General features: G+C 37.2%; 14 protein-coding genes. All 14 read right to left on the bottom strand.

Going from position 1 to position 22601, the window contains the following annotated elements; translation table 11 throughout:
* Positions 1 to 3 precede the first annotated feature (3 nt).
* The 14 genes from ACXACQ_RS12420 to ACXACQ_RS12355 all read right to left on the bottom strand — a co-directional run bounded on the left by ACXACQ_RS12420 (position 4) and on the right by ACXACQ_RS12355 (position 22512).
* A complete protein-coding gene (locus tag ACXACQ_RS12420) occupies positions 4 to 1815 on the bottom strand; it encodes a RagB/SusD family nutrient uptake outer membrane protein (RefSeq protein WP_474976266.1) in 1812 nt (603 codons plus the stop codon).
* Between the two features lie 13 nt (positions 1816 to 1828).
* Positions 1829 to 5287, bottom strand: a complete 3459-nt coding sequence (locus ACXACQ_RS12415) for a SusC/RagA family TonB-linked outer membrane protein (RefSeq protein ID WP_474976265.1) — start codon at positions 5285 to 5287, stop codon at positions 1829 to 1831.
* A gap of 154 nt (positions 5288 to 5441) precedes the next feature.
* Entirely contained in the window at positions 5442 to 6449 is a 1008-nt protein-coding gene (locus ACXACQ_RS12410; protein WP_474976264.1) for a FecR family protein, read from the bottom strand.
* A 205-nt stretch (positions 6450 to 6654) separates the two neighbouring features.
* A complete protein-coding gene (locus ACXACQ_RS12405) occupies positions 6655 to 8277 on the bottom strand; it encodes a RagB/SusD family nutrient uptake outer membrane protein (protein WP_474976263.1) in 1623 nt (540 codons plus the stop codon).
* 15 nt (positions 8278 to 8292) lie between these two features.
* Complete coding sequence (locus ACXACQ_RS12400) at positions 8293 to 11334, bottom strand: SusC/RagA family TonB-linked outer membrane protein (protein WP_474976262.1); 3042 nt, start codon at positions 11332 to 11334, stop codon at positions 8293 to 8295.
* Positions 11335 to 11465: 131 nt separating this feature from the next.
* Positions 11466 to 12485 (bottom strand): FecR family protein, encoded by a 1020-nt coding sequence (locus tag ACXACQ_RS12395; RefSeq protein WP_474976261.1) that lies wholly within the window; start codon positions 12483 to 12485, stop codon positions 11466 to 11468.
* A 158-nt stretch (positions 12486 to 12643) separates the two neighbouring features.
* Positions 12644 to 13294 (bottom strand): RNA polymerase sigma factor, encoded by a 651-nt coding sequence (locus ACXACQ_RS12390; RefSeq protein ID WP_474976260.1) that lies wholly within the window; start codon positions 13292 to 13294, stop codon positions 12644 to 12646.
* A gap of 377 nt (positions 13295 to 13671) precedes the next feature.
* Positions 13672 to 15555, bottom strand: coding sequence for an amidophosphoribosyltransferase (locus ACXACQ_RS12385; RefSeq protein ID WP_474976259.1), 1884 nt, complete (start codon positions 15553 to 15555; stop codon positions 13672 to 13674).
* 9 nt (positions 15556 to 15564) lie between these two features.
* Positions 15565 to 17061 carry an NADH-quinone oxidoreductase subunit N gene (locus ACXACQ_RS12380; RefSeq protein WP_474976258.1) on the bottom strand — a complete coding sequence of 499 codons (1497 nt, stop codon included), beginning with the start codon at positions 17059 to 17061 and terminating at the stop codon, positions 15565 to 15567.
* A gap of 1 nt (position 17062) precedes the next feature.
* Positions 17063 to 18796 (bottom strand): complex I subunit 4 family protein, encoded by a 1734-nt coding sequence (locus ACXACQ_RS12375; RefSeq protein WP_474976257.1) that lies wholly within the window; start codon positions 18794 to 18796, stop codon positions 17063 to 17065.
* Positions 18797 to 18799: 3 nt separating this feature from the next.
* Positions 18800 to 20923 (bottom strand): NADH-quinone oxidoreductase subunit L, encoded by a 2124-nt coding sequence (gene nuoL / locus ACXACQ_RS12370; RefSeq protein WP_474976256.1) that lies wholly within the window; start codon positions 20921 to 20923, stop codon positions 18800 to 18802.
* 18 nt (positions 20924 to 20941) lie between these two features.
* Positions 20942 to 21244 carry an NADH-quinone oxidoreductase subunit NuoK gene (gene nuoK, locus ACXACQ_RS12365; RefSeq protein ID WP_474976255.1) on the bottom strand — a complete coding sequence of 101 codons (303 nt, stop codon included), beginning with the start codon at positions 21242 to 21244 and terminating at the stop codon, positions 20942 to 20944.
* Positions 21234 to 21740 carry an NADH-quinone oxidoreductase subunit J family protein gene (locus ACXACQ_RS12360; protein WP_474976254.1) on the bottom strand — a complete coding sequence of 169 codons (507 nt, stop codon included), beginning with the start codon at positions 21738 to 21740 and terminating at the stop codon, positions 21234 to 21236. Before ACXACQ_RS12360 ends, nuoK begins: the two co-directional genes overlap by 11 nt.
* The gene (locus ACXACQ_RS12355) at positions 21733 to 22512 is read right to left on the bottom strand and encodes a 4Fe-4S binding protein (protein ID WP_474976253.1); all 780 of its coding nucleotides are present in this window, start codon (positions 22510 to 22512) and stop codon (positions 21733 to 21735) included. The genes ACXACQ_RS12360 and ACXACQ_RS12355 overlap by 8 nt, the downstream gene beginning before the upstream one ends.
* Positions 22513 to 22601: the final 89 nt, after the last annotated feature.

Below are 22601 nucleotides of genomic sequence, written 5' to 3'. Positions count from 1 at the left end.
CTTTTACCATCCTGAATTTTGAACCAATAAAGGATTAGTATCAACCTCATCTTGAGGGATGGGCCATAAGTAATGACGAGCATTAAACACTCTATTTTCAAATGTGACTACATTATAAAAATCTTCTTCCTCTTCGGCCTGAATATCCATTCCGTGCATAGCACCACCAAATTTATCCTCAGCAATTAACCATCTGCGAGCATCAAAGTATCGTACAGATTCGAATGCAAGCTCTACCCTTCTTTCCTTTCTAATAGCCTCTCGCATGGCAGCCTGTCCTGATGGCGCAGGCAAATCATTACTACCATACTCAGGAATACCTGCTCTTTCACGTATTAGATTCAGATAAAGTAAGATTTCGGGTGAGCCTGGCGCATATTCGTTTAATGCTTCAGCATAATCTAGGTAGATCTCTGCCAACCTCAGTACCGGTATGGAGTAATTTGCATTTGTCCAGGCTTGAGTATGTATTCCTTTCCTTACAATATAACCTGTGGGGCTATAGTCATTTACCCCTACCTTTTTACCGCTATTACCTCCATACCAAGTTTCAGTAATTACATTCCCCAAGGTTCTGTTAAGCCAAAGGCTGTTGTTATAAGTAATGCCAACATAAAACCTCGGCTCCCTATTCACCCACTGATTAAATGTTTCTCTTTCTTCAAAATCATAAGGAGCTTGAAAATCAGAAAACCCAGTAGTTTGATAACCAGACAACGGATCATCGATGGTCCTTCCATTGTTCATAAAATATGCGTCTACTATTTCCTGAGTTGCCCCTAAACCACCGGCTCCTTTTAAAGAACCGTCATAGCCGGCATGATATGGAGTAACATCATAATATAAATATATGGAACCACGAGGACGAGCATAGATAATCTCATCATTCCAATCAGTAAACATTACATTTCTAGTAGAGAGATAAGGATTGAATACCCCATTGGCATCATTCTCTTTATAAAGACTGAAAGAACCTGGCACATATTCATCAATAAAAGCTTTAGCCGCATCTGCTGCCATTTTCCATTTATTGTTATCCACTCCTTGAGCAATAAGCTCCACCCCTTCAGAGTTTTTCATTCCAGCATATTGTGCATTGCCATTAAACAAAGGACTTGCATTAAGCAACAGCACTTTTTCTTTGAGCGCCAAGGCAAAGGGTCTGCTCATTCTACCTGCATATGCTTCTCTAAAAGGTGTATTCTTTAATATTTCAGCTCCAATTTCTAATTCAGATATGATATAGTCTACACATTCGGCCATGGTTGCTCTCTCTAACTTTAAAGAAGAAAGATCTGCACTGGGTGATATAGGCTCATCACCCATTAAAAGCACAGGCCCCCAAGTACGTACCAAGTTATAATAAAAGAACGCTCTTAATATTCTAGCTTCCGCTTTATATTGAGTCTTTATTAGGTCAGTACAATTTTCACAATTATCTACATTATTAATAAAGTTAGTAGCGTTTCTAATAGCTCTGTAGAAATTAGACCAAAGCGTACTTACAAAACCTGTGCTGGTATTAAAATCTCCAATGTTAAGATAGTTACTGCCAGAGAACGACCAAACATACTCTGCTTCATCAGAAGCGCCTGTCCATGGCCCCGAGTTTTCAACGGCAGTATACCTTTGCGCATACTCATTGGGCATCCTGAAATAGACATTTGCCAAGTACTCATCTACCGTACTTTTTTTATTGAAAGTCTCTTCAAATGTAAGTCTGTCATCAGGCACCTGATCTAAGTAATCGTCATCACAGCTGCATACAACAGAGAGAAGAAGTATTGTTGATATTAATATTTTTATCTTATTCATATTGCTCAGCATATTAAAATTGAACATTTACACCCAATGAGCATATCCTGGTGTTGGGGTATGCACCTCCGTTAGAAGTAAGCAATTCAGGATCCCACAGATCGAATTCACTGAAAGTAAGCAGGTTGACTCCCCTCAGATAAAACCTCACATTGCTTAAACCATATTTATCCACCGTTCTTTTTGGCAGGGTATAACCAATCTCAGCCGTTTTCAATCTTAAAAAATCTACATCTCTAATCCACCAGGTACTAGGCTGTGTATTGTTAGACTGCCCAACACCCGAAGCACCGTAGGAAAGTCTTGGGAAAGTGGCGTAGGCATTATTATTTTCTTCTGTCCAACGATCAGTGGCAATACTATACAAGTTACCGCTACCACCATCGCCAGTAAAGGGCATAATACCTAATTTAGAAAACCATGGATCATTACCTTCTTGGCCCAATAATATATCGGCATCATGCTGGCCTTGGAAAAATAAGCTTATGTCAAAGCCTTTATAACCGCCACTTATACCAAAGCCATAAGTGAAGGATGGTACATCTCCATTTCCGATTTGAGTACGGTCATAAGCATTGATCTCACCATCGCCATTCAAATCTTTGTACTTAATATCACCCGGCATTACTTGTCCAAATTGCTTAGCGTATTCATCGCCATCTTGCTGGTCAATAAAACCATCTCCATTTACATCATCTTCTAATGTAAATAGTCTCTCCGCCACATAACCTTCTCGAGCTAATACACCTCTCCCCCTTTCATTTAGCCACGGGTACAATGTCTTAGGCTGGTCATTCTCAATGATTTTGTTTTTGTTATAAGAGAAAGTACCTCTAAAGCCTAACCTTACTTCATTAAAGGTTTTGTTATAGTTGATACTTCCATCGGTACCTTTATTTTCAACTATACCCAAGTTGCCATACGGGTCTGTAGCCAAACCAATGTAGTTAGGCACTATGCCTCTTTGAAGGAACGAACCTTCCGTACGCTCTTTAAATACATCTACAATAATTTGAAGGCTTCTGTTAAAAGCATACAATTCAAGACCTAAATCTTGTTTTCTAGACTCTGACCAAGTAACATCTACCCCGTAAGAAGATTCTGAAATACCTCCGTACCCCAACGGGCTCTCCCCAAATTGAAATCCGTTAACACCATCACTATCATCCATAAAGCTGAGGTAAGCAAACCTACCTGCTCCTGAGGCCGAACCTACTTTACCGTCAGAGTAGCGAATTTTGAAAAAATCGAATACATTATCTAAAGGCTCAAAGAACTGTTCATTAGAAAGCACCCAGCCTAAAGCAAAAGAAGGGAAAAATCCATACCTGTTGTCAGGAGCAAAATTTTCAGACCCGTTATAACCCGCGTTTACTTCTACGAAATAACGATCGTCATAAGAGTAAGTAGCTCTACCAGCAAAACCTTGGTTACGAAAAGGAATAGATTCCGTGAAATTATCTGCAAAAGCATTATTGTAGTCAGTACGGTTAAACAGCAATAGCCCCCCAACATAATGCTTTCCAAAAGCCCTATCATAATGGAAAGATGTTTGAAGGTAAAACCTTCTATTTCCACCATTTTGCCTACCATACGACAAGAAATTCTGTCCTGCAAAAGTAGGCTGAGTACCTAAGTTTAATGTTCCGTCTGCATTTCTAGGATTATTTTGATCAATAATCCATGTGCTTTCTCTTTTGTTTCTTGTAATGATATGCTCATTGTAAGCATCAAAAGCGAATAACCCCGACCATGACAGCCCTTTGGTCCAGGAATCTAACTTCTGAGTTAATTTGAAATTAGAGTATATCTGATTTTTAGTTTCATTTCTATAACCACGAAGTGCCACATCAGCATATGGGTTTCTTAAATCACCGTTAGAGCTTCTACCTGGCACATAACCTCCCGGGTACATCACCGGATACTCAACCGGTGGCACTAGCATGGACTGAAAGAAAATATCCTCAGCCTTTTCTGCCGGGTAATTTCCTTCAGAAATATAACCTTGAATACCTAAATCAAGCTTTGTGGTTTTGGTTAAATCAATGTTAACATTAGTGGTAACATTGTATCTTTTATAACGAGTAGTAGAATTATATTCTTCTAAAGCATCGGTATTAAACAACCCTGTTTCATCATAATAGCCCAAAGAAACATAATATTGAGCATTCTCAGCTCCACCATTCACATTGATAGTTCCTTTTCTATTCCTTCCTTGATCTTTAAACACCTCATCAAACCAATCTACATTGGGGTAAACATAAGGATCAACTCCGCTAATGGTATTTCGAATGGTTTCTTCAGAGTATTTGGCATTTTGACCACGAGTAGTTAAGGCTTCATTGGCCAGCATCATATAAGTAACACCATCTGCCAAATCTGGAATTTTTGTAAATTCCGTGATACCTTCATTGTAATCAAAAGTTACTTTTGGAGGTCCTACTTTACCTTCTTTAGTATTAATAAGAATAACCCCATTAGCACCTCTTACCCCATACACTGCGGTAGCAGCGGCATCTTTCAATACGGTAAAAGACTCAATGTCTTGCGGGTCTAGGTTATTCATAGACCTTTCTACACCATCTACCAAAATAAGTGGCGAGTTGCCCGCTCCCGTAAAGGTGGAGATACCTCTAATCCAAATATCAGCACCATCGTAGCCAGGCTGCCCCGAACGCTGAACACCAGTAAGCCCAGAAATACGCCCTGCCAGCATAGTAGACACATTGGCTACAGGCTGCTGTAATTCTTTAATGGGCACTTCTGACTGAGCACCTACTACACTAATTTTCTTTTGCTCTCCATAACCAACCACTACTACATCTTGCAGGGTGGTAATATCTGATGCTAGTGTAACATCAATTATGCTCTTCTCTCCTACCTTTACCTCTTCAGTAACATAACCGATATAGGAAAATATTAGCACAGCATCTTTGGATGGGACCTGAATAGTATATCTACCTTCAATATCTGTAATAGAACCTAGAGTAGTACCTTTCACACTTACGTTAACGCCAGGCAAACCTCCTGAACCATCGTCAGCCACTACTACTCCGGTAATTTTTATAGGATCTATTTCAATAGCAAGGTTATCAGTATCTAAACCTGATGCTGACATCTGCCTCACATTAATCTGGTTATTAATCTGCCTGAACCTCAGATTAGCAGATTCTGCAACCTTAACCAGCAAATCTGCCACCGAAACACGGCCTCTATAATCAATTTTCTTGGCAGGATCTATATCACTCCTATCAAACAGAAAATTGAAATTCGTTTTCTTCTCTATTAACTTAAAAACATTAGCTATAGAAGCTTCGTGCATATCAACATTGACATACACCTCTTTAACACTTTTTGTTTGTGCATTGCCTCCATTAGCCAATAGCACCCCTACAAATAACATTTGTAGAAAGACACCATATAGCATCAACTTTGAGCTCATCAATAGTAAAAATTGTAGCTTTTTTTTCATATTTTCACATTGTTATTCATTTAACTATCAATTAATCATCTACTTACGATCAGAATCGCCAAATTCAATTTACAGTGAAGTAGATGGCATTATTATTCAGGGGCTTCGCCAAAAGCCCCTGTTATTTTATGTTCAGGGTATCTCTTTCATTTTGCTAAAATTTAAGTTCCACATGCTTTCCTTTAATTTTATATTGTACATCATAGGTGTAGCTCAGCCCTTCAAGCACTTCGCGTAATCCTTGATTTTTGAATTTCCCGTTTACTCGCCAGTTATTTTCAGGACTACCCGCCACAGTTACTTGCACGCCATACCAATGCTCTAGCGTTTCTTTTACTTGGGGTAATGACGCATTTTGAAAAGTTAAAATGCCATCCTTCCAATTGATATCACCATAATCTATGGTTGATTTCTGCCAATTATCTTTAGTAATGCTGAAAGCTTCACCTTCTTTCAGGTAAGATTGAGGTGCTGCAGAAGATATGTCTTGAAGCATAAGATGCCCTTCTTGCAAAGACACCTTGATAGATTTCTTTTTATGATAGGCATTTACATTAAAAGCCGTTCCTAACGCTTGAATGTGAAGGGTATCCACCGTTACAATGAAAGGTAATGCTTCATTTTTTGCTACGTTAAAAAATGCCTCTCCTTCTAGTTTAATTTTTCTATGGGTACCCCCGTAATTCTCATCAAATATGATTTCACTATTGCAATTGAGTATTACCCTACTACCATCAGACAGTTTGATGGTGGCTCTTTGTCCTTGTGTAGTCTTTTTGGAAATATATTGTAGCTGCGGTGTGGTTTTATGCTGTAAGATGAAATATGTAAGTACTGAAAATATACATACTAACAGAACCGTTGCAGCTGCTTTTAACCTAAAATTGAAATTTTTCCTCTGAGTAGATTTATGGATAAAGGAAGGATCTTCTTTTATTATTTTTGCAAGTACAGCATCTTTCTCATGCTGCGATATACTAGACTTATAATAATTAGTAGTTCGTATAAATTCTTTGGCAGCATTAATAGCATTGAGTTCATCGGGATGATTTTTGACATATGTAGACCAAAAAAGATCTCTTTCATAAGTAGGCTCCAGCACCCACTTTTTAAAGTCCTCATTTAATAAAAAATAAAATATGTCTATCTCCTTACTGGACATATACCATCTGATTACACCCTAATAAGTGAGCAAGGCCTCAAACAACCTCAGTTAAAATTAAAATTTGTAAAAATTTAATTTTACCACCTTTAATTTCTTAAATATTTTAATTCATGAGATTTAATTCTGATTAAATTCAAAATTTCATAATCAAAAAAAAGAGGCACTTTTACAAAGTACCTCTTTAGTATCTATCAGTTATTTTTTAATAACCATCGTTCTGCTCTAGGTTATCATTATTTGCCTTTGCAGAATAAGGTATCGGAAATAACCTTTTATTAGGGTCATTAGATGGTTGATGATCCCACCAGCTTGTAGTAACAAACTTACCAAACCTAATTAAGTCAGTTCTTCTCTTACCTTCAAAGATAAACTCCCTTCCACGTTCAGCTAATAGCTCATCCATGGTTAACTCAGCAGTAGTGTATTGTTCATCCACCCAGTCGTCTTTAGTAAATGCACGCTGACGTGAGGCATTAATTAAATCAACAGCCTCCTGAGTAGCCACACCATTATTTTGGCGCATGATCGCCTCTGCCTTATTAAAGTAAATTTCAGTCAATCTATAAATGATATAGTGGTTTTCCCAATAATTCGCATCTGACTGTCTACCTGATCTATATTTATTAAACCTTGCGCCACTATTTTCTTCTCCTTGCGTCATACCACCTGCACTGGTAAGATCTCCCTCACTTTCACGCCTAATGGTATTCACAAATATAATAGGCTCTCCTTTATACTCTTCAGTACCTTTTACGAGTGAATCAGCTCCATAATAATATTGAGGACCAAATAAGAACCAAGCCTCTTTTCTTGCATCATTATCTTCAAAAGCATCGAAGGCACTTGGAATAACTACTACGGCATTATTACCAGTATAATCTACGTCCAGTATTTCACTATAATATGAAAACCCTGCTAGTAAACTTGCCCAGTTGAATGTGAAACCTGCCGACTTGCTATAGGCAAATTGGAATAAGTTTTCAGAGGCGTAGTGGTTAGTGTTACTAAATGTTTCTAATAAACTATCAGCAAGTACAGGTGCTCCTCCTAGGCCTCCCGCATCTCCGTTTATAATTTTATTACTAACTTCAATACACTTGTCATACATCTTCTCTCCTGCCCAAACTTCAGCATTAAGGTACAACTCAGAAAGCATAGCATAACCAGCAGTTTGAGAAACTCTACCAATCATACTTTCATCATATTTAGCCAATTTTGGCACATACGTCTCTAACTCTGTTCTTACAAAATCGAAAACCTCTTTTCTTGATTTTGTTTCAGGACTTGTGGGGTATGGATCTTTCGGTACCTCAGTAACAATAGGTACGTTACCAAATAAATCCATCACTTTCAGATAATGATAAGCTCTTAAAACTTTTAGTTCGTTTAAGATATTATTCCACTCTGTTTCACTAAGATCATAATCTTCTCTTTTAAGTCCTTCAATATCCTGAATGGCAGAGTTGATATAACCAATACCTGTCCACATCAAATTCCAACACTCGGTAATCCTGTTTTCCTGAGAAGTCCATGTGTGATAATGTAATCTGATATGATCACCATTATCATACCCGTGTCTCCCTTTTTGAGGCCATGCCAATTGGTCTGCACTTAGTTCATTGTGGTAGTAATAACCTCTTTCTCCACCAATAGCCAACCAAGCCTGCATATGAGTAAAAGGACGAAAAGCCGCTTGTTTGATTTCTAAAGAATTTTGATAAAAATCCTTTTTACTAACCTCGCTATAAACATTTTCATCTAAATCAGTGCAAGCAGTACCCAATAAAAGAGCCACTACTGCAACATATATTTTATTTAATTTCATTGTTATTCCTCCTAATTAAAATGCAACATTTACACCTATTGTCCATGCTTTAGTTCTAGGATAGAAATCTTTACCATCTATACCTGTTGTTAAGCCGGTGTCTTGGATTTCGGGATCTATACCGCTATACCCTGTGAAAGTAAAAAGGTTAGTTCCTGTTACATAAAACCTTAAGTTAGACACATAACTATTTTTCATTGGTACAGTATAACCTAAAGTAATATTGTCAAGCTTCACAAAATCACCTTTTTCAAGATAGTAATCTGAATACACCGGATCATCGTTCAATTCTCTATGGTCGGTAATGGCACTTTTCAACACATTAAATCCTCTTGCTGTATATGGGTTTCCATAATAGATGTCCTTAGCATTAAGAATATCAAAATCAAACTTACCTCTGAACATAAAACTAAAATCAAAATTCTTGTAAGTTAAGGTATTGGTAATAGAAGCATTGTATTTAGGTACACCATTACCTATGTAAGCCTTATCGTCTTGGGTAACTTCTTCTTTAGTTACTACATCTCCATCTTTATTGTAGAATAACCACTTTCCATCTTCAGTTAAACCTGCATAGCGGTTACCATAAAAACTACCAATTTGCACTCCATCTTCAATTCTGATGGCATTAGGCAAGTTCCCAGGATTAGGCAATTTAGCCACCTCTAAATAACTCGCTTTGAAGTTTTCATTAGACAACTCATCTAACTTAGAATATTGGTAGTTGCCTGCTAAAGTAGCTCTCCAGTTAAAATCACCACTTTCCATAACCAAACCATCTATTACTACCTCTACTCCTCTATTTAATATACTTCCAACGTTAGTATACACAGATGGTTGAATAAATGGAGGCTGCTGTGCCGTATAGTTATACAATAAGTCTACTGTTTTTCTACGGTACACATCTATCGATCCGCTAATTCTATTATCTAAAACAGCGAAATCAAGTCCTAAATTTAACTCTTGCTTTTTCTCCCATTTCAAATCAGGGTTAGGGTTACTGTTAGGCCCATAAGTCTGGTAATACTCTCCATCTATTAGATAAACACCTCCAGTACCCAACAAAACTAAAGACTGATAATTCGGAATACCTTGGTTACCGGTAACACCGTAACCTGCCCTTAACTTCAATTTATTAATTACAGGAAGATCACTCATAAAACCTTCATTATGAATAGCCCATCCTAATGAAACTGCTGGGAAATTACCCCACTTATTATTATCTCCGAAACGAGAAGAACCTTCTCTACGCAAAATGAATTGAGCAAAGTATTTTTCATCAAAATTGTAATTCACTCTACCAAAGAAAGCAATAAGGGTATTGTCCTCTTTATGGCTACCCATAGATGGGTTTTGCAAACTTCCGGTGTCGTTTATTCCTAAACCGGCTCCTAAATTCCAATCTTCAAATACATCGGTAGTGAAACCTGTGTTTGACAAGCTGTATTCTTCAGTAGTTTGGTACTGGTAGCTGTAGCCCGCCAATGCAGAAAATGAGTGCTGATCAATTATCTTGTTGTAATTGAAAGTGGACTCAAATACTCGGCTATAGTTAAGGTAATTATACTTAGAGGCATAACCCATACCTTTATAAGAAGTACTTTCTCTTAATGCAAAGTCATTTTTAGAAATATACTCTCTGTCGTTATAGCTATTTCTTTGATATGCACCAAAAGCAGAGGCTGTTAGTCCTTTAGCAATATCCAAAGTGAATTTAACATCTGTTGAAAGTGTTTGCTGATCTCTTTCATACAAACGGTGTGCATATTGAGAAATAGGATTATATCCTCCTGACTCCAATTCATTAAACTGACCATTAGACTGTTTAATATTCAAGGTAGGGTTCCATAATACAGATTGGATAAAGTCACTTGAACTTTGATCATTTTCATTTACGTAACCGCCTAATAAGTTCGGCTGATTCAAGTTAATAGCAATATTGGTTTGCATGCTTAACTTGTCATTTAACCCTCTACTATTGAAGTTGAATCTACCACCAAATTCTTCTCTATCATTTTCCACTGCAATACCTTCAGATTTCTTATAAAATACTGAAGCACGGTAATTAGAGTTATCACCTCCACCTGCAGCAGACAGCGTATGATAAGTACTGAGATTATCCTTGTTAATCATCTCATCAAAAAGGTCAGCATTACCTCCTAAGTCATCGCCTACAATATAACCTTGATCAAGAGCATTTCTGTACTCACTCGCACTTAAAACATCCGGTGCATTATCTACAAAATCTCTTCTTACATATGCGTTGTAGTTGAACTTCGTATCTCCGGCTTTACCTTTCTTGGTAGTAATTAAAATCACACCACCATTACCACGTGTTCCGTAAATAGCAGCAGCAGAACCATCTTTAAGTACATCGATTGACTCAATATCATTCTGTTGAATCAAATCTAAGTTACCACCAGGAATTCCATCCACTACAATTAAAGGCGAGTTGTTTCCTGATAAACTTGTCACCCCTCTCAGCTGAATGGAACTACTTGAGTTAGGATTGCCACCACGCGCTCTGGTAATATTTAACCCGGCCACTTTACCTTGCACAAGGTCTAGCGGGCTGCGGCTTGCTACTTTATTAAAATCTTCTGAAGTTACTGAAGCTACTGATGATGTCACTTCACTTTTTTTCATAGTACCATAACCTACTACTACTACTTCTTGAAGCGAAGTAATGTCTTGTACAAGACTTACATCAATGGTGCTTTGTGTCCCCACCGGAATTTCTTCACTCACATAACCAATGTAGCTGTAAATCAATACACTTTCGGTAGAAGGGACATTTAGTGTATAATCTCCATTAGCATCAGATACTGTACCCAAGACCGTACCCTTTATCAAAATGTTTACACCAGGAAGCCCTTCACCAGTAGTCATATCGGTAATTTTACCTGATACAGTAACCTGATCTTGTTGAATTGCGTATAAGCCAGAGAGTTCAGATTTATTCTCCGCTTTAAGACCTTCGGGTAAAAGAAGGCCAACCAAAACTCCACAGCATAAAAGCTTAAAGCTTTGGGATAAAACATTAAAATTCTTTTTCATGGTTTTAGTTAGTGTTATGAGTTGATAAATGAACCTAATCCATTTTTAAAGTTGATGTGTGATTAGATATTCATTAACCGAAAGCCATTGAGGCTAACAGTTTAGGTTTAATCAGTTTTTATATCATATAATTAAAGGTTTATTGTAACTATGTTATTCACTATTTTATATTTAAAATCATAAGTAAAGCTCAAGCTTTTGAGCACCTCATCAAGGCTTTTCTTTTCAAATCGACCATTAAGTTTCCAGTCATCATGATGACCTATCATTCTAATTTCTACACCATACCACTTTTCCAACATTCGCTTCACTTCTTGTAAGCTTTGGTCCTTCATTACCATCACTCCATTAACCCACCCATAGCTCTTATCATCATCAAATGGCACATGGTGTAAATTTCCGTTAGCATTATGTACGGCCGCCTCATTTACCCTCACTGGCAAAGTATTTACTGAATCTGATGTCAGAACTACCTTTCCTTCTTTAACTGATACCAATATGGCATCATCATATGCGTTTACATTAAATTCAGTACCCACCGCTGTGGTATAAACTCCTCTAGACTCCACTATAAATGGACGCCCGCTATTAGATTTCACTTCAAAAAAGGCCTCTCCTTGCAAATGAATTACTCTTTGTTTTTCATTGAACCTAGAAGGATATGTTAACTGGCTAGCATTATTTAAATGAGCTACGGAACCATCGGGTAAAGCAAAAGTCAATCGCTGACCTTCATCTGTACTCTTTTTTATCTTTCTGATATTATTAGAGACATATTTATCTGCGTCAGTATCTTTTAAAAACTCATTTACAAGTACTGCAACCGTTAGCATAATCAGAAACACGGCTGCTACCTTAAAATAAATATATCTCCGAGCAGAGCCCTTAGCTCCTTTGAGATATGAAACCGAGTTTTTTTCCGAAATGATCTTTGCTAATACAATTTCCTTGTCATTATTTTCAAACTCCAATTTACTGTAGTTAACAGACCTGATAAATTCCTTTGCCTGAATTACCAGTTGTTGTCTTGCCGGATTATCACTCAACCATGTATTCCAGTAAAGATCCCTTTCAGCGGTAGGCATCATCACCCAGCGCTTAAAATCTTCATTTAAAAGCAAGTCAATCAGGTCATTGTCTTCCTTATTCATTGTATAGTAGGTTATCCTCGGGTAACAAAAATTATAAAAAAAGAAGAAAAACACGCACAAAAAATTAATCGATTTAGCAATAAACTTATAACCCATTAAGCATCAGATGACTATAATTCAAAAGTTTTATAAAAAGGAAGTGCTTCTTAAATCAGTGGTTAAACAGAGATCAGCAAAAACAATATTATTAGAAGAAAATAATTCTTGAGCTTATTCAGTGCTTTATATAAAAGGCTTCTTACAGACTTAATGTGCTCATATCCCATTAGTTCTGTAATAGTTTGGTAATCCATATTTTCAAAATAGAAATAATAGATCATTTCGCGTTCCTTCAAAGAAAGCTTAGCTATAGCATTTTTTAATTTCTGTTCTTTTAGCTCTCTGGTTTGAAGGTTAATGATATTGTCTTCGGTAGACATTATGGGAGTAAAATACTTAGCATCACCCAGCACCCTATGGTTACGATTACTCTTTTTGATGTAATCCATGATCCTATTTCTACAACATTTATATAGGTAAAGTTTAATATTATTGGTACCAGATATAGTTTTGCGTTTCTTTCTTAAAAATATAAATAGGTCTTGAATACAATCTTTTATAAGGTCATGGTCCTGTGTAAACTGATAGCAATAATTAACTAATGGATCAAAATAAGTTTGATAAATAAAAATAAATGCAGCTTCATCACCTGCTTTAAATGCCAACCATATTTCTTCGTCACTCTTCGAGTGCATAAATGGCTGTGCCACACCTGAGTTGTCACGCGCGAAACGACTAGTTTCCGGAAGATTTTTTACGCTGGTGTTCATACTAAATATTATTTAAGCATATAAGACCTATAATTTAATGGCAGAAGCCTCAGCACACCCTCCACTACTTCACCTCACTTTCAGGTGCATTCACTCATTAAATGATCATTCATTTGTTAAAATTTAAGAATTGCCATCTCCCGCTAACATAAAGGCCTAAAACTAAGCCATTTGTTAACCGAAAGATAACAACTTCGCTAAATTGATTTAGCATGATACAAAGGTTATAGCATTAATGCAAGTTTCCATCAGGTATTTATATGATTATTTTCAACTTTAAATATGCGTGCGTATCAGCTGAGTTATAATAAGTTAGGCGTAAACAAAAAAGCCTCTGTATCAGATACAGAGGCTTTACTATTTTATGTTTTGGCTTCTTAGTAAGCTCTTACAAGTTTACCTTCCATGAAGTTTACAAATGATTGGTTAGCTACCCTCATCCCCCCTTTAGTAGGGAAATTACCAGTAAAATACCAGTCTCCCGAGTGTTTAGGGCATGCCACATGCAAATTATCTACCGTTTGGTAAATCACTTCAAGCTGAGCTTTCATTTCTGGTGGTTTCACTATTTCTGCTATTTTTTCAGAAATCTCATCGTAAGTGAACTCCTCATATAATCGGTTAACGCAGTTTACGTTCTCTTTATTTTCAAGAGCCGTTTTACATCTATCGTAAACCTCATCCATCAAATGCTCCTTATTTCTGTCTTTCAACAACTGCACCATAGCCCTAAAAGCGATGAATTCATTCATCTTAGACATATCTATTCCATAACAGTCAGGGAAACGAATTTGAGGCGCTGAAGATACGATTACGACCTTCTTAGGCTCTAGGCGTGTAAGCATGGTAAGGATACTTTTCTCTAACGTAGTTCCCCTTACTATAGAGTCATCTACTATTACTAAGGTATCTACTCTCTTTTTAATTACCTCATATGTAGTATCGTACACCTGAGCTACCATTTCATCTCGATGGTCATCATCTGCGATAAAGGTCCTTAGTTTAGCATCTTTAAGTACAATTTTTTCTACTCTAGGCCTGAACGAAAGGAAATCTGCCAAATCATCCATATGCTTACCATTAAGCACCACCTCTTTCCTCTTGTTACTCAAGTAATCTTCCATCCCTTCCATTAACCCTAAAAATGCAGTTTCTGCGGTATTAGGAATGTAAGAGAAGACAGTGTTTTTTAAATCATGATCAATAGCCTCTAAAATTTGAGGCACCAAAAGTTGACCTAATTTTTTTCTCTCATTATAGATGTCAGGATCAGTACCCCTTGAGAAATAAATTCTTTCGAAACTACACGAAGTTTTCTCCAAAGGCTCTATGAACTGATGCTCGGCATACTCACCACTTTTTTTGATGATTAATGCATGACCAGGAGTGATCTCCTTTATCTGACTATAGTCAATATTAAATGCTGATTTGATCGCTGGTTTTTCAGAAGCTACTACTATTACCTCATCATCGGCATAGTAATATGCAGGTCTGATACCTGCTGGGTCTCTGGCCACAAAAGCGTCTCCATGCCCCACCATGCCTGCCATAGCATAACCTCCATCAAAGCCTTTACAAGCTCTGCTAAGCACCTTTTGAAGATCTAGCTCACGCTCAATCACTTCTGTTATTTCCTGATTAGTATATTCTTCTTTATACTTTCTGAAAATATCATTATTCTCTTCATCCAAAAAGTGGCCTATTTTCTCCATTACCGTTACGGTATCCACTTTTTCTTTGGGGTGCTGGCCAAGTTTGATAAGTATGTTAAAAAGCTCATCAAGGTTGGTCATGTTAAAGTTACCTGCTACTACCAGGTTTCTACTTCTCCAGTTGTTCTGTCTTAAAAATGGGTGACAGTTTTCAATACTGTTTTTACCGTGAGTACCATAACGCAAGTGGCCTAGCCAAACCTCTCCGGTAAATGCGCAGTTTTCTTTCATCCACTGCTCACTGTAATACTTATCCTTCCCCTCTTTTTGCGCCTTGCGGTACTTTTTACCTATCTTCTCAAATATGCTTTTGATAGGTTCTTGGTCGATAGAACGATACCTACTAATATAACGCAGTCCCGGTTTCTGATCGATCTTTATGTTTGCAATTCCAACTCCATCCTGGCCTCTATTTCGCTGTTTTTCCATAAGAATGTACATCTTATTAACAGCGTATGTAGGACTCCCGTACTTTTCTATGTAGTAAGATAGTGGTTTTCTTAACCTAACTAGTGCTATACCACATTCGTGTTTAATAATATCGCTCATTATCAGTAGTTAAAATGCAAAACTAACGTTATTAATTATACTCATCAAAGCCTCTGGCTTAAAGAATATTATCAATACGGCTAAAACCAAAATAAAGCCTAAAAAATTCTGTAAATTAAAATTATACTTATCCTTTTTTTCTTCTTCGCTACTACTTCTAAAAATCATATAGAAAGGCAGCTTCAGATAGAAAAATAATGATATTACTGCATTGAGTAAACCAAAAATTAATAAGTACAACATCCAGCTTTCACCAGCGATATTATACTTTTCCCATAATGCAGTAAATAAAAATAGTTTTGCAGTGAACCCTGCTGTTGGTGGTAATCCGGTAAGTGCTATAGCTAACACTATTACACTCACTACAATAGCCGGAGCTATCTTAATTAAACCACTATATTCTTTAAATAAGGTATACCCTAACCTATATTCGATATCATTAACTATAATAAAAATGGCCATATTCATCAGAAGATAAACCATGCCGTAGTAAAGCACTGCTTCGTAAGCTGCTTCAGAAAAGATGGCAATCCCAAGTAGCATAAACCCAGAGTGCGCAATGGAAGAGTAAGCCAGCATGCGTTTAACATTTTTCTGCCATAAAGCTGAAAAATTACCCACCAAAATAGTAATTGCAGCTATAAGTCCTAATACAGCCGACCAATTGAGCGGGGCCATACCGAAGAGATTAAAATTCATTACCCACTTCATAAAAATAGCCACACCTGCCAACTTGGGCACTACAGAAAACAAAGCAACTACTGGTGTAGGTGCAGAAGTATAAACATCTGGAGACCACACATGCATAGGTGCTGCCGATATCTTATAGAGCAGACCGGCCATTACTAATATTCCGGCAATTATAATTACCATATTATCTGACTGCATCAGCTGCTCCACAAAACGTGCATCTTCAAAATCTAAAGTTCCTGTAATAGTATAAAGCAAAGACATGCCATAAAGCATTATACCTGATGAAGCCGCACCAAACAGTAAATATTTTATACCCGACTCAGCCGATGATTGGTTAAATGCGAAAGTAGTGAGTACATATGCGCCAAGAGAAAGGATCTCGAGCCCCAGATAAACCATCAACAAGTTACTGGCCATTACCAGTATATTGGCTCCTAATAGCATAGATAAGACCAATACGTAATACTCACTGGACTTAGCTTTGAGGCTATCGTCTTTAAATCCCATCAATAAAGACAGGATTGTTCCTACACCTATAACACCACTCCACAAAACGGATAGTCTATCTTTTCTGAGCATATCGAAAAGATTAATGTGCGATTGTTTAGCAAGTGAATGCCACTGCTGATACTCTAAGTAAAGTACGATAAAAACACCTGCTACAGACACGGCACGATATAGCCACTCTTGTTCGCCTTTTTTGAAAAGCCCAAGAGTTAACACTACCAATAATGTTAATACAATAATTATCTCTGGTAGTAGCCCACCCAGGCTTTCGGTTATACTGATTAACTTTTGGTGAATACTGCCCACTTTATTTTTGCTGAAGTAGTTCTAATCCATTAGTGTTTACCATTTCTACAAACACAGTAACAGATTCATTAATAATATCTAATAAAAGGCTAGGGAAAATACCCATAACCATGGCCAATACCACTAATGGAATCAGCATAACATATTCTCTTGCATTGAGGTCTGACAATGTATCAGTTTCCAAATCTACTTTACAGTAATACTCTCCAAAATACATCCTTTGGATAGTCCATAAATAATAGGCAGCACTTAACACTAAGCCTGATGCAGCTACTACCGTCATCCAACGTGGCAAAAGTCCATTTACTACAGAAGAATTAAAAGAACCTAAGAGCACAAACACCTCTGAGATAAAACCCGAAAAACCTGGCAATCCTAATGATGCAAAAAAGAAAATAACTGTAAATATTGTATACTTAGGCATTACATTCATCAAACCGGAATAGTTGCCAATTAATCGATCATGCGATCTCTCGTATAATACTCCTACAATTAAAAACAGTGCAGGAGAGATTACACCATGGCTCACCATCTGATATACTGCTCCACTAACTCCCTCTGAAGTGAGAGAAGCCAAGCCTAATAAAACGTAGCCCATATGCGATACCGAAGAATAGGCTATCAATTTTTTCAAATCTTTACTTCCTAAAGCATTCATGGCACCATATACAATGGATAACGCTCCTAAAAAGCCTATTAACCAAGCATAATGCACTGCCCCGTCTGGCAGTATTAGGTAGCCAGTACGAATAAGACCATACCCTCCTATTTTAAGTAGTATACCGGCCAAAATAACCGATATTGGTGTTGGTGCCTCCACGTGAGCATCGGGCAACCATGTATGCAAGGGCACTACCGGTATTTTAATAGCAAAGCCTATAAAAATCAGTAAGAACATTACCAACCTGGCTGGTTTTCCAAAAATCGTTTTTACAGCTTGAGCATCTAACAATGAGTTAGGAATGTAATTATTACTGTCTGTCATGTACACCATATTAAATGTATGTACAAGTGTACTTTCATCCAGTTCGTTAGCTTTTAGCTTGGCTTGCACCTTGTTGACCACCTCTGGTGTAACCACCTCAATGCTTTCTGCCATATTGTTTTCAACTGCCGTAGCTACCGGATCTATTACACTAAGGTTAAGGGCTATCATTACTATTAAAATAAATACAGACCCCAATAGCGTATATAAAAAGAACTTAATAGATGCGTATTCGCGCCTAATACCACCCCACAAGCCGATAAGGAAGTACATAGGCAATAGCATAAACTCAAAGAAAAGATAAAACAATAAAAAGTCTAAGGCTACAAAACAACCAATGATAGCAGCATTGAGCAACAATAAAAGGCTAAAGTACCCTCTCTGTTTGGTTTGTATATGCCATGAAGAAACAGTACCTATCAATAAGACAAATACCGAAAGTAAAACCATGGTAACACTTAGTCCATCAACCCCTACAAAGTAATGGGCAGACAATTTACCTAAACTGGAAAGGTTAAGGTTGATCCATGGGATATTTTGAACAAATTGAAATTGCTCTATTTTATTAACCCCCGCAGCAGCATTGTCATAATTAATGAAAAATGGAATACAGAAAAACGCCTGCACTAACACCACGCCTAATGATACGTACTTAAACGAATCACGCAGTTTACCTGGCAGAACAGCCACTATTGCCGCAGCAGTAAGTGGTAAAAATATTAAGATTGAAAGTAAATAATTATTGAGCATGAACTACCAGATTATCCAAAACATAAGTATTAATAAACCTGCAAAAGCAATTATAATATAACTCTGAATCCTTCCTCCTTGTAATGACTTCGTCATCACGCCTATTCGCCCCGCAAAGAAAACAGAAAAATTAACAATACCATCAACAATATTCCGATCAATCCAGGCTATAAAATGCCCCAGAATTACGTTAAAAATGGCAAACTTGTCTATTATATTATCGATAACTCGAGATTCAAATTTTAATAGTATACTGGCCAACCACTCTGTACCTTTCACCACAGAATTATTATAAACAGGGTCTAAATACCAGTTATTATAAGAGAGCTTCTGCCACACATTTCTTACCTCTGGTCGCTCATAATAGTTAGCCACGTATCTTCCCTTTGGTTGATACAAGTAAATAGCAACACCAGCTCCAATAACAATCATTATTAATGATATTATACTCACTTGCAAATGGTTAGCTTCTGTTAGCTCAGCCAAATGATGCTGCCAAGTTGTATTAAACCCAGGACTAATAATTTCTGGTATGTTCAATGATTCGAAAAACCAACTTTCATTATGACTAAATGGATTGATAGACCAAATCACTCCCAATGACATTACACCCAATATTACTAAGGCTATTTTCATGATGTGAGGTACCTCCATCACTTTTATAGAGGTATCTATTCCCTTCCTTAAAGCCACTCTAAAATCTCCGAAGAACACCAACAACAATTGCCTCACCATATAGAGTGCAGTCAAAATAACGGTAATAAACCCAAGATCGGGGATCAAATAGTGCCATGACAGGGTATTTTCAGACATAACATCTGCCCAGGCATAAGCACCAGAAAGCAATGCGTCTTTAGAAAGGAAACCAGAAAAGAATGGAATACCTATTAATGCAAATGTAGAAACCACATAAGCCACAAAAGTTACAGGCAAATGCTTTCTTAACCCACCCATATTTCTCATATCCTGAGCATCAAAATGTGCTCCAGACTTATGTTCGTAATCGTGTAAAGCATGAATAACTGCACCTGCAGAAAGGAATAGACAAGCTTTAAAGAAGGCATGTGTAAACAAGTGAAAAAGTGCTGCATCATATGCTCCTACCCCAATACCCATAAGCATGTATCCCAATTGTGATATGGTAGAATAAGCTAGTACTTTTTTAATATCATGCTGTGCCAATGCTGCCACCCCTCCCATAAAAGCAGTTATTGCCCCTATAGTGGCAATAAATGTAAGGGCTGTAACATCCAGCATTACAAAAACTCGGGTCATCAAAAATACCCCTGCAGCTACCATAGTAGCAGCATGTATTAATGCAGAAACTGGAGTTGGGCCTTCCATGGCATCGGGCAACCATACTAATAAAGGAAATTGAGCTGACTTACCCATGGCACCTAAGAATAGGCATATGCCTGAAATAGACAACCATTTAACACTTACCGGGTGCCCTAAATATGATATCCAGTTGCCATTCTCTACCACTGACGATTCTACAAGATGCTTTAATGCTTCTATATCAAAAGTCTGAAATTGCATCCACATAATAGCCAACCCAATGACAAAACCAACATCCCCTACTCTATTCACTACAAAAGCCTTTTTTGCTGCCTTTACAGCGCTATCTTTTTTATTCCAGTGGCTTATTAACAAGTAAGATGATAGTCCTACCAATTCCCAAAATATAAAAATGAGTAGTAAGCTATCAGATAATAAAATACCCAACATAGAAAAAGTAAAGAGGCCTAGAAAAGCATAATATTTCTTAAAACCTTCATCACCTTTCATATAACTCATAGAGTATAAGTGTACTAGGCATGATATTACCATAACTACTACTAGCATTATTGCAGCTGTGCTATCTAGCAAAATACCTGCAGTAATAGGTGGTAGATGACCAATTTTAAACCATTCTACTCGAGTATGAAAAGGTGCTACCCCCCATGCATTGATTAGTAGATAGATAGAAATGAGTGCACCTACAAAAATGGTTAATGTACTAATTATAGAAGTGACCTTCTTTAATGAATTGCTTGCAATAGTATTAATCAAAAAAGTAGCAAAAGGTAAAATCAATACCACTAAAGCTAATAAAGTAGGTGTAGTCCAAGCTAATGGTTGTAACATTTGAGAGTAGTCCAAACCTTATCCTTTTAGGTGATTAATTTTATCCAAATCGGTAGTAGTAAAGTATTTATATACTTTTAACACTATCGCTAAGCCTATAGATGCCTCCGCTGCAGCCATTACAATGACAAAAAGTGCGAAGAACTGCCCATCTAACTGGGCTGCATATAATTGGTTTGCAGCCACAAAATTAATATTTGCTGCATTTAAAACCAGCTCTATCCCCATTAAAACCATAATGGCATTTTTCTTGGTAACCATAATGGCCACCCCTATAGAAAAAAGCAGTGCGCTTAGTATGAAGTAATTCTCAATGCTCATCTACTTTACTTTTATATCCTGAAATAGTAGCTGCACCTACCAAGGCTACCAATAAAATAACTCCTGCTATTTCAAATGGTAAAAGGTAACTGCTCATTAGGCCCTCTCCAAGTTGGTTTACATTATTTTCTGTATAGGTTGTAGTTTCAACGGCACTTAAATTCATTCTAAGTATACCATACACCAAAATGGCGAAAAGAGAAACACAAACTATAGCTCCAATTACTTTATTATGTGCAGAGGTTAGCAACACTCCCTCTCTGACTTTATTGGTTAGCATTACTCCAAATATTAGTAGCACTAAAATACCACCTACATAGATCATTAACTGAGCTATAGCCAAAAATTCGGCTTGAGCCAGTACATATACAGCCGCAATACATAAAAACGTGCCTACTAAGGCAAAGGCTGCGTATAAAATATTTTTAGTAAATAGAACGATGAGCGCAAAAACTACGGCCAGGCCAGCAAATGCATAAAAGATAATATCAATCATTATTATCCTCCCCCTGGTCTTTTTTAGGCATTTTAGGTTTTATGGCAGGTTTAGCTTTCATTTTAGGAATAAACTTAGGCTTTGGTTTGGCAGCTTTCTCCTCCGTGTCATTATTATCTACACTTTTGGGAGCTACAGGTTTCTTTATTGCTGGCTTCGGTTTCATAGCAGCTACAGGCTTACTTTTACCTGCTGTAGCCGCAGTTTTGGTTTTTGCGGCAGCTCTTTCTGCTTCATACTCTTCCAGCTCTTTTCGTTTAGTAAGTATTTCTAGAGGTGTCATATTAGCAAATGAGTAGGTGTGGTCCGCCACATCATACTCACTAAAGTCATGCACCTTAGTCATAGTTAAGCACTCTGTAGGGCACACAGTAGTACAAAGCCCACAGAAACAGCACTTAGCCATATCTATATCAAACTTAGCAGCATATATTCTTTTAGCAGTACCATCAGAGGTTTTTCCGTAAGTCTCTACTGCTTTTATAGGATCTATTTCAATACAATCAACAGGACAAACTTTGGCGCACTTATCACATACTATACAATCGTCTATTTCATTGTGCAACCTATAACGACCGTTATCTGGTATAGGAATACTTTCGTGTGGGTATTGAACAGTAACAATACCTTCCGCCTGATCAAAATAACTTGGTTCACTCACGTGGATAGGCTTAGCAGACTTCCTTGCCTTCAGCAAATGCCTGAAAGTAAGCTTTAGTCCTGTAAACAAAGTTCCGATAGTAGAATTAATATTTTTTAAATAAGCCACCATGTGAGTATTTATTCTTCTGTGTCTATGGCGTTAAATTCAATGGCTAAACATCCATTGAATAAAACCGTTACAAATATTGCCCCGTAACG

This window comes from Fulvivirga sp. AWR4_260, assembly GCF_056158185.1.
The sequence above is the reverse complement of the archived record's forward strand: the minus strand, read 5'-3'. Positions and strand labels throughout refer to the sequence as shown.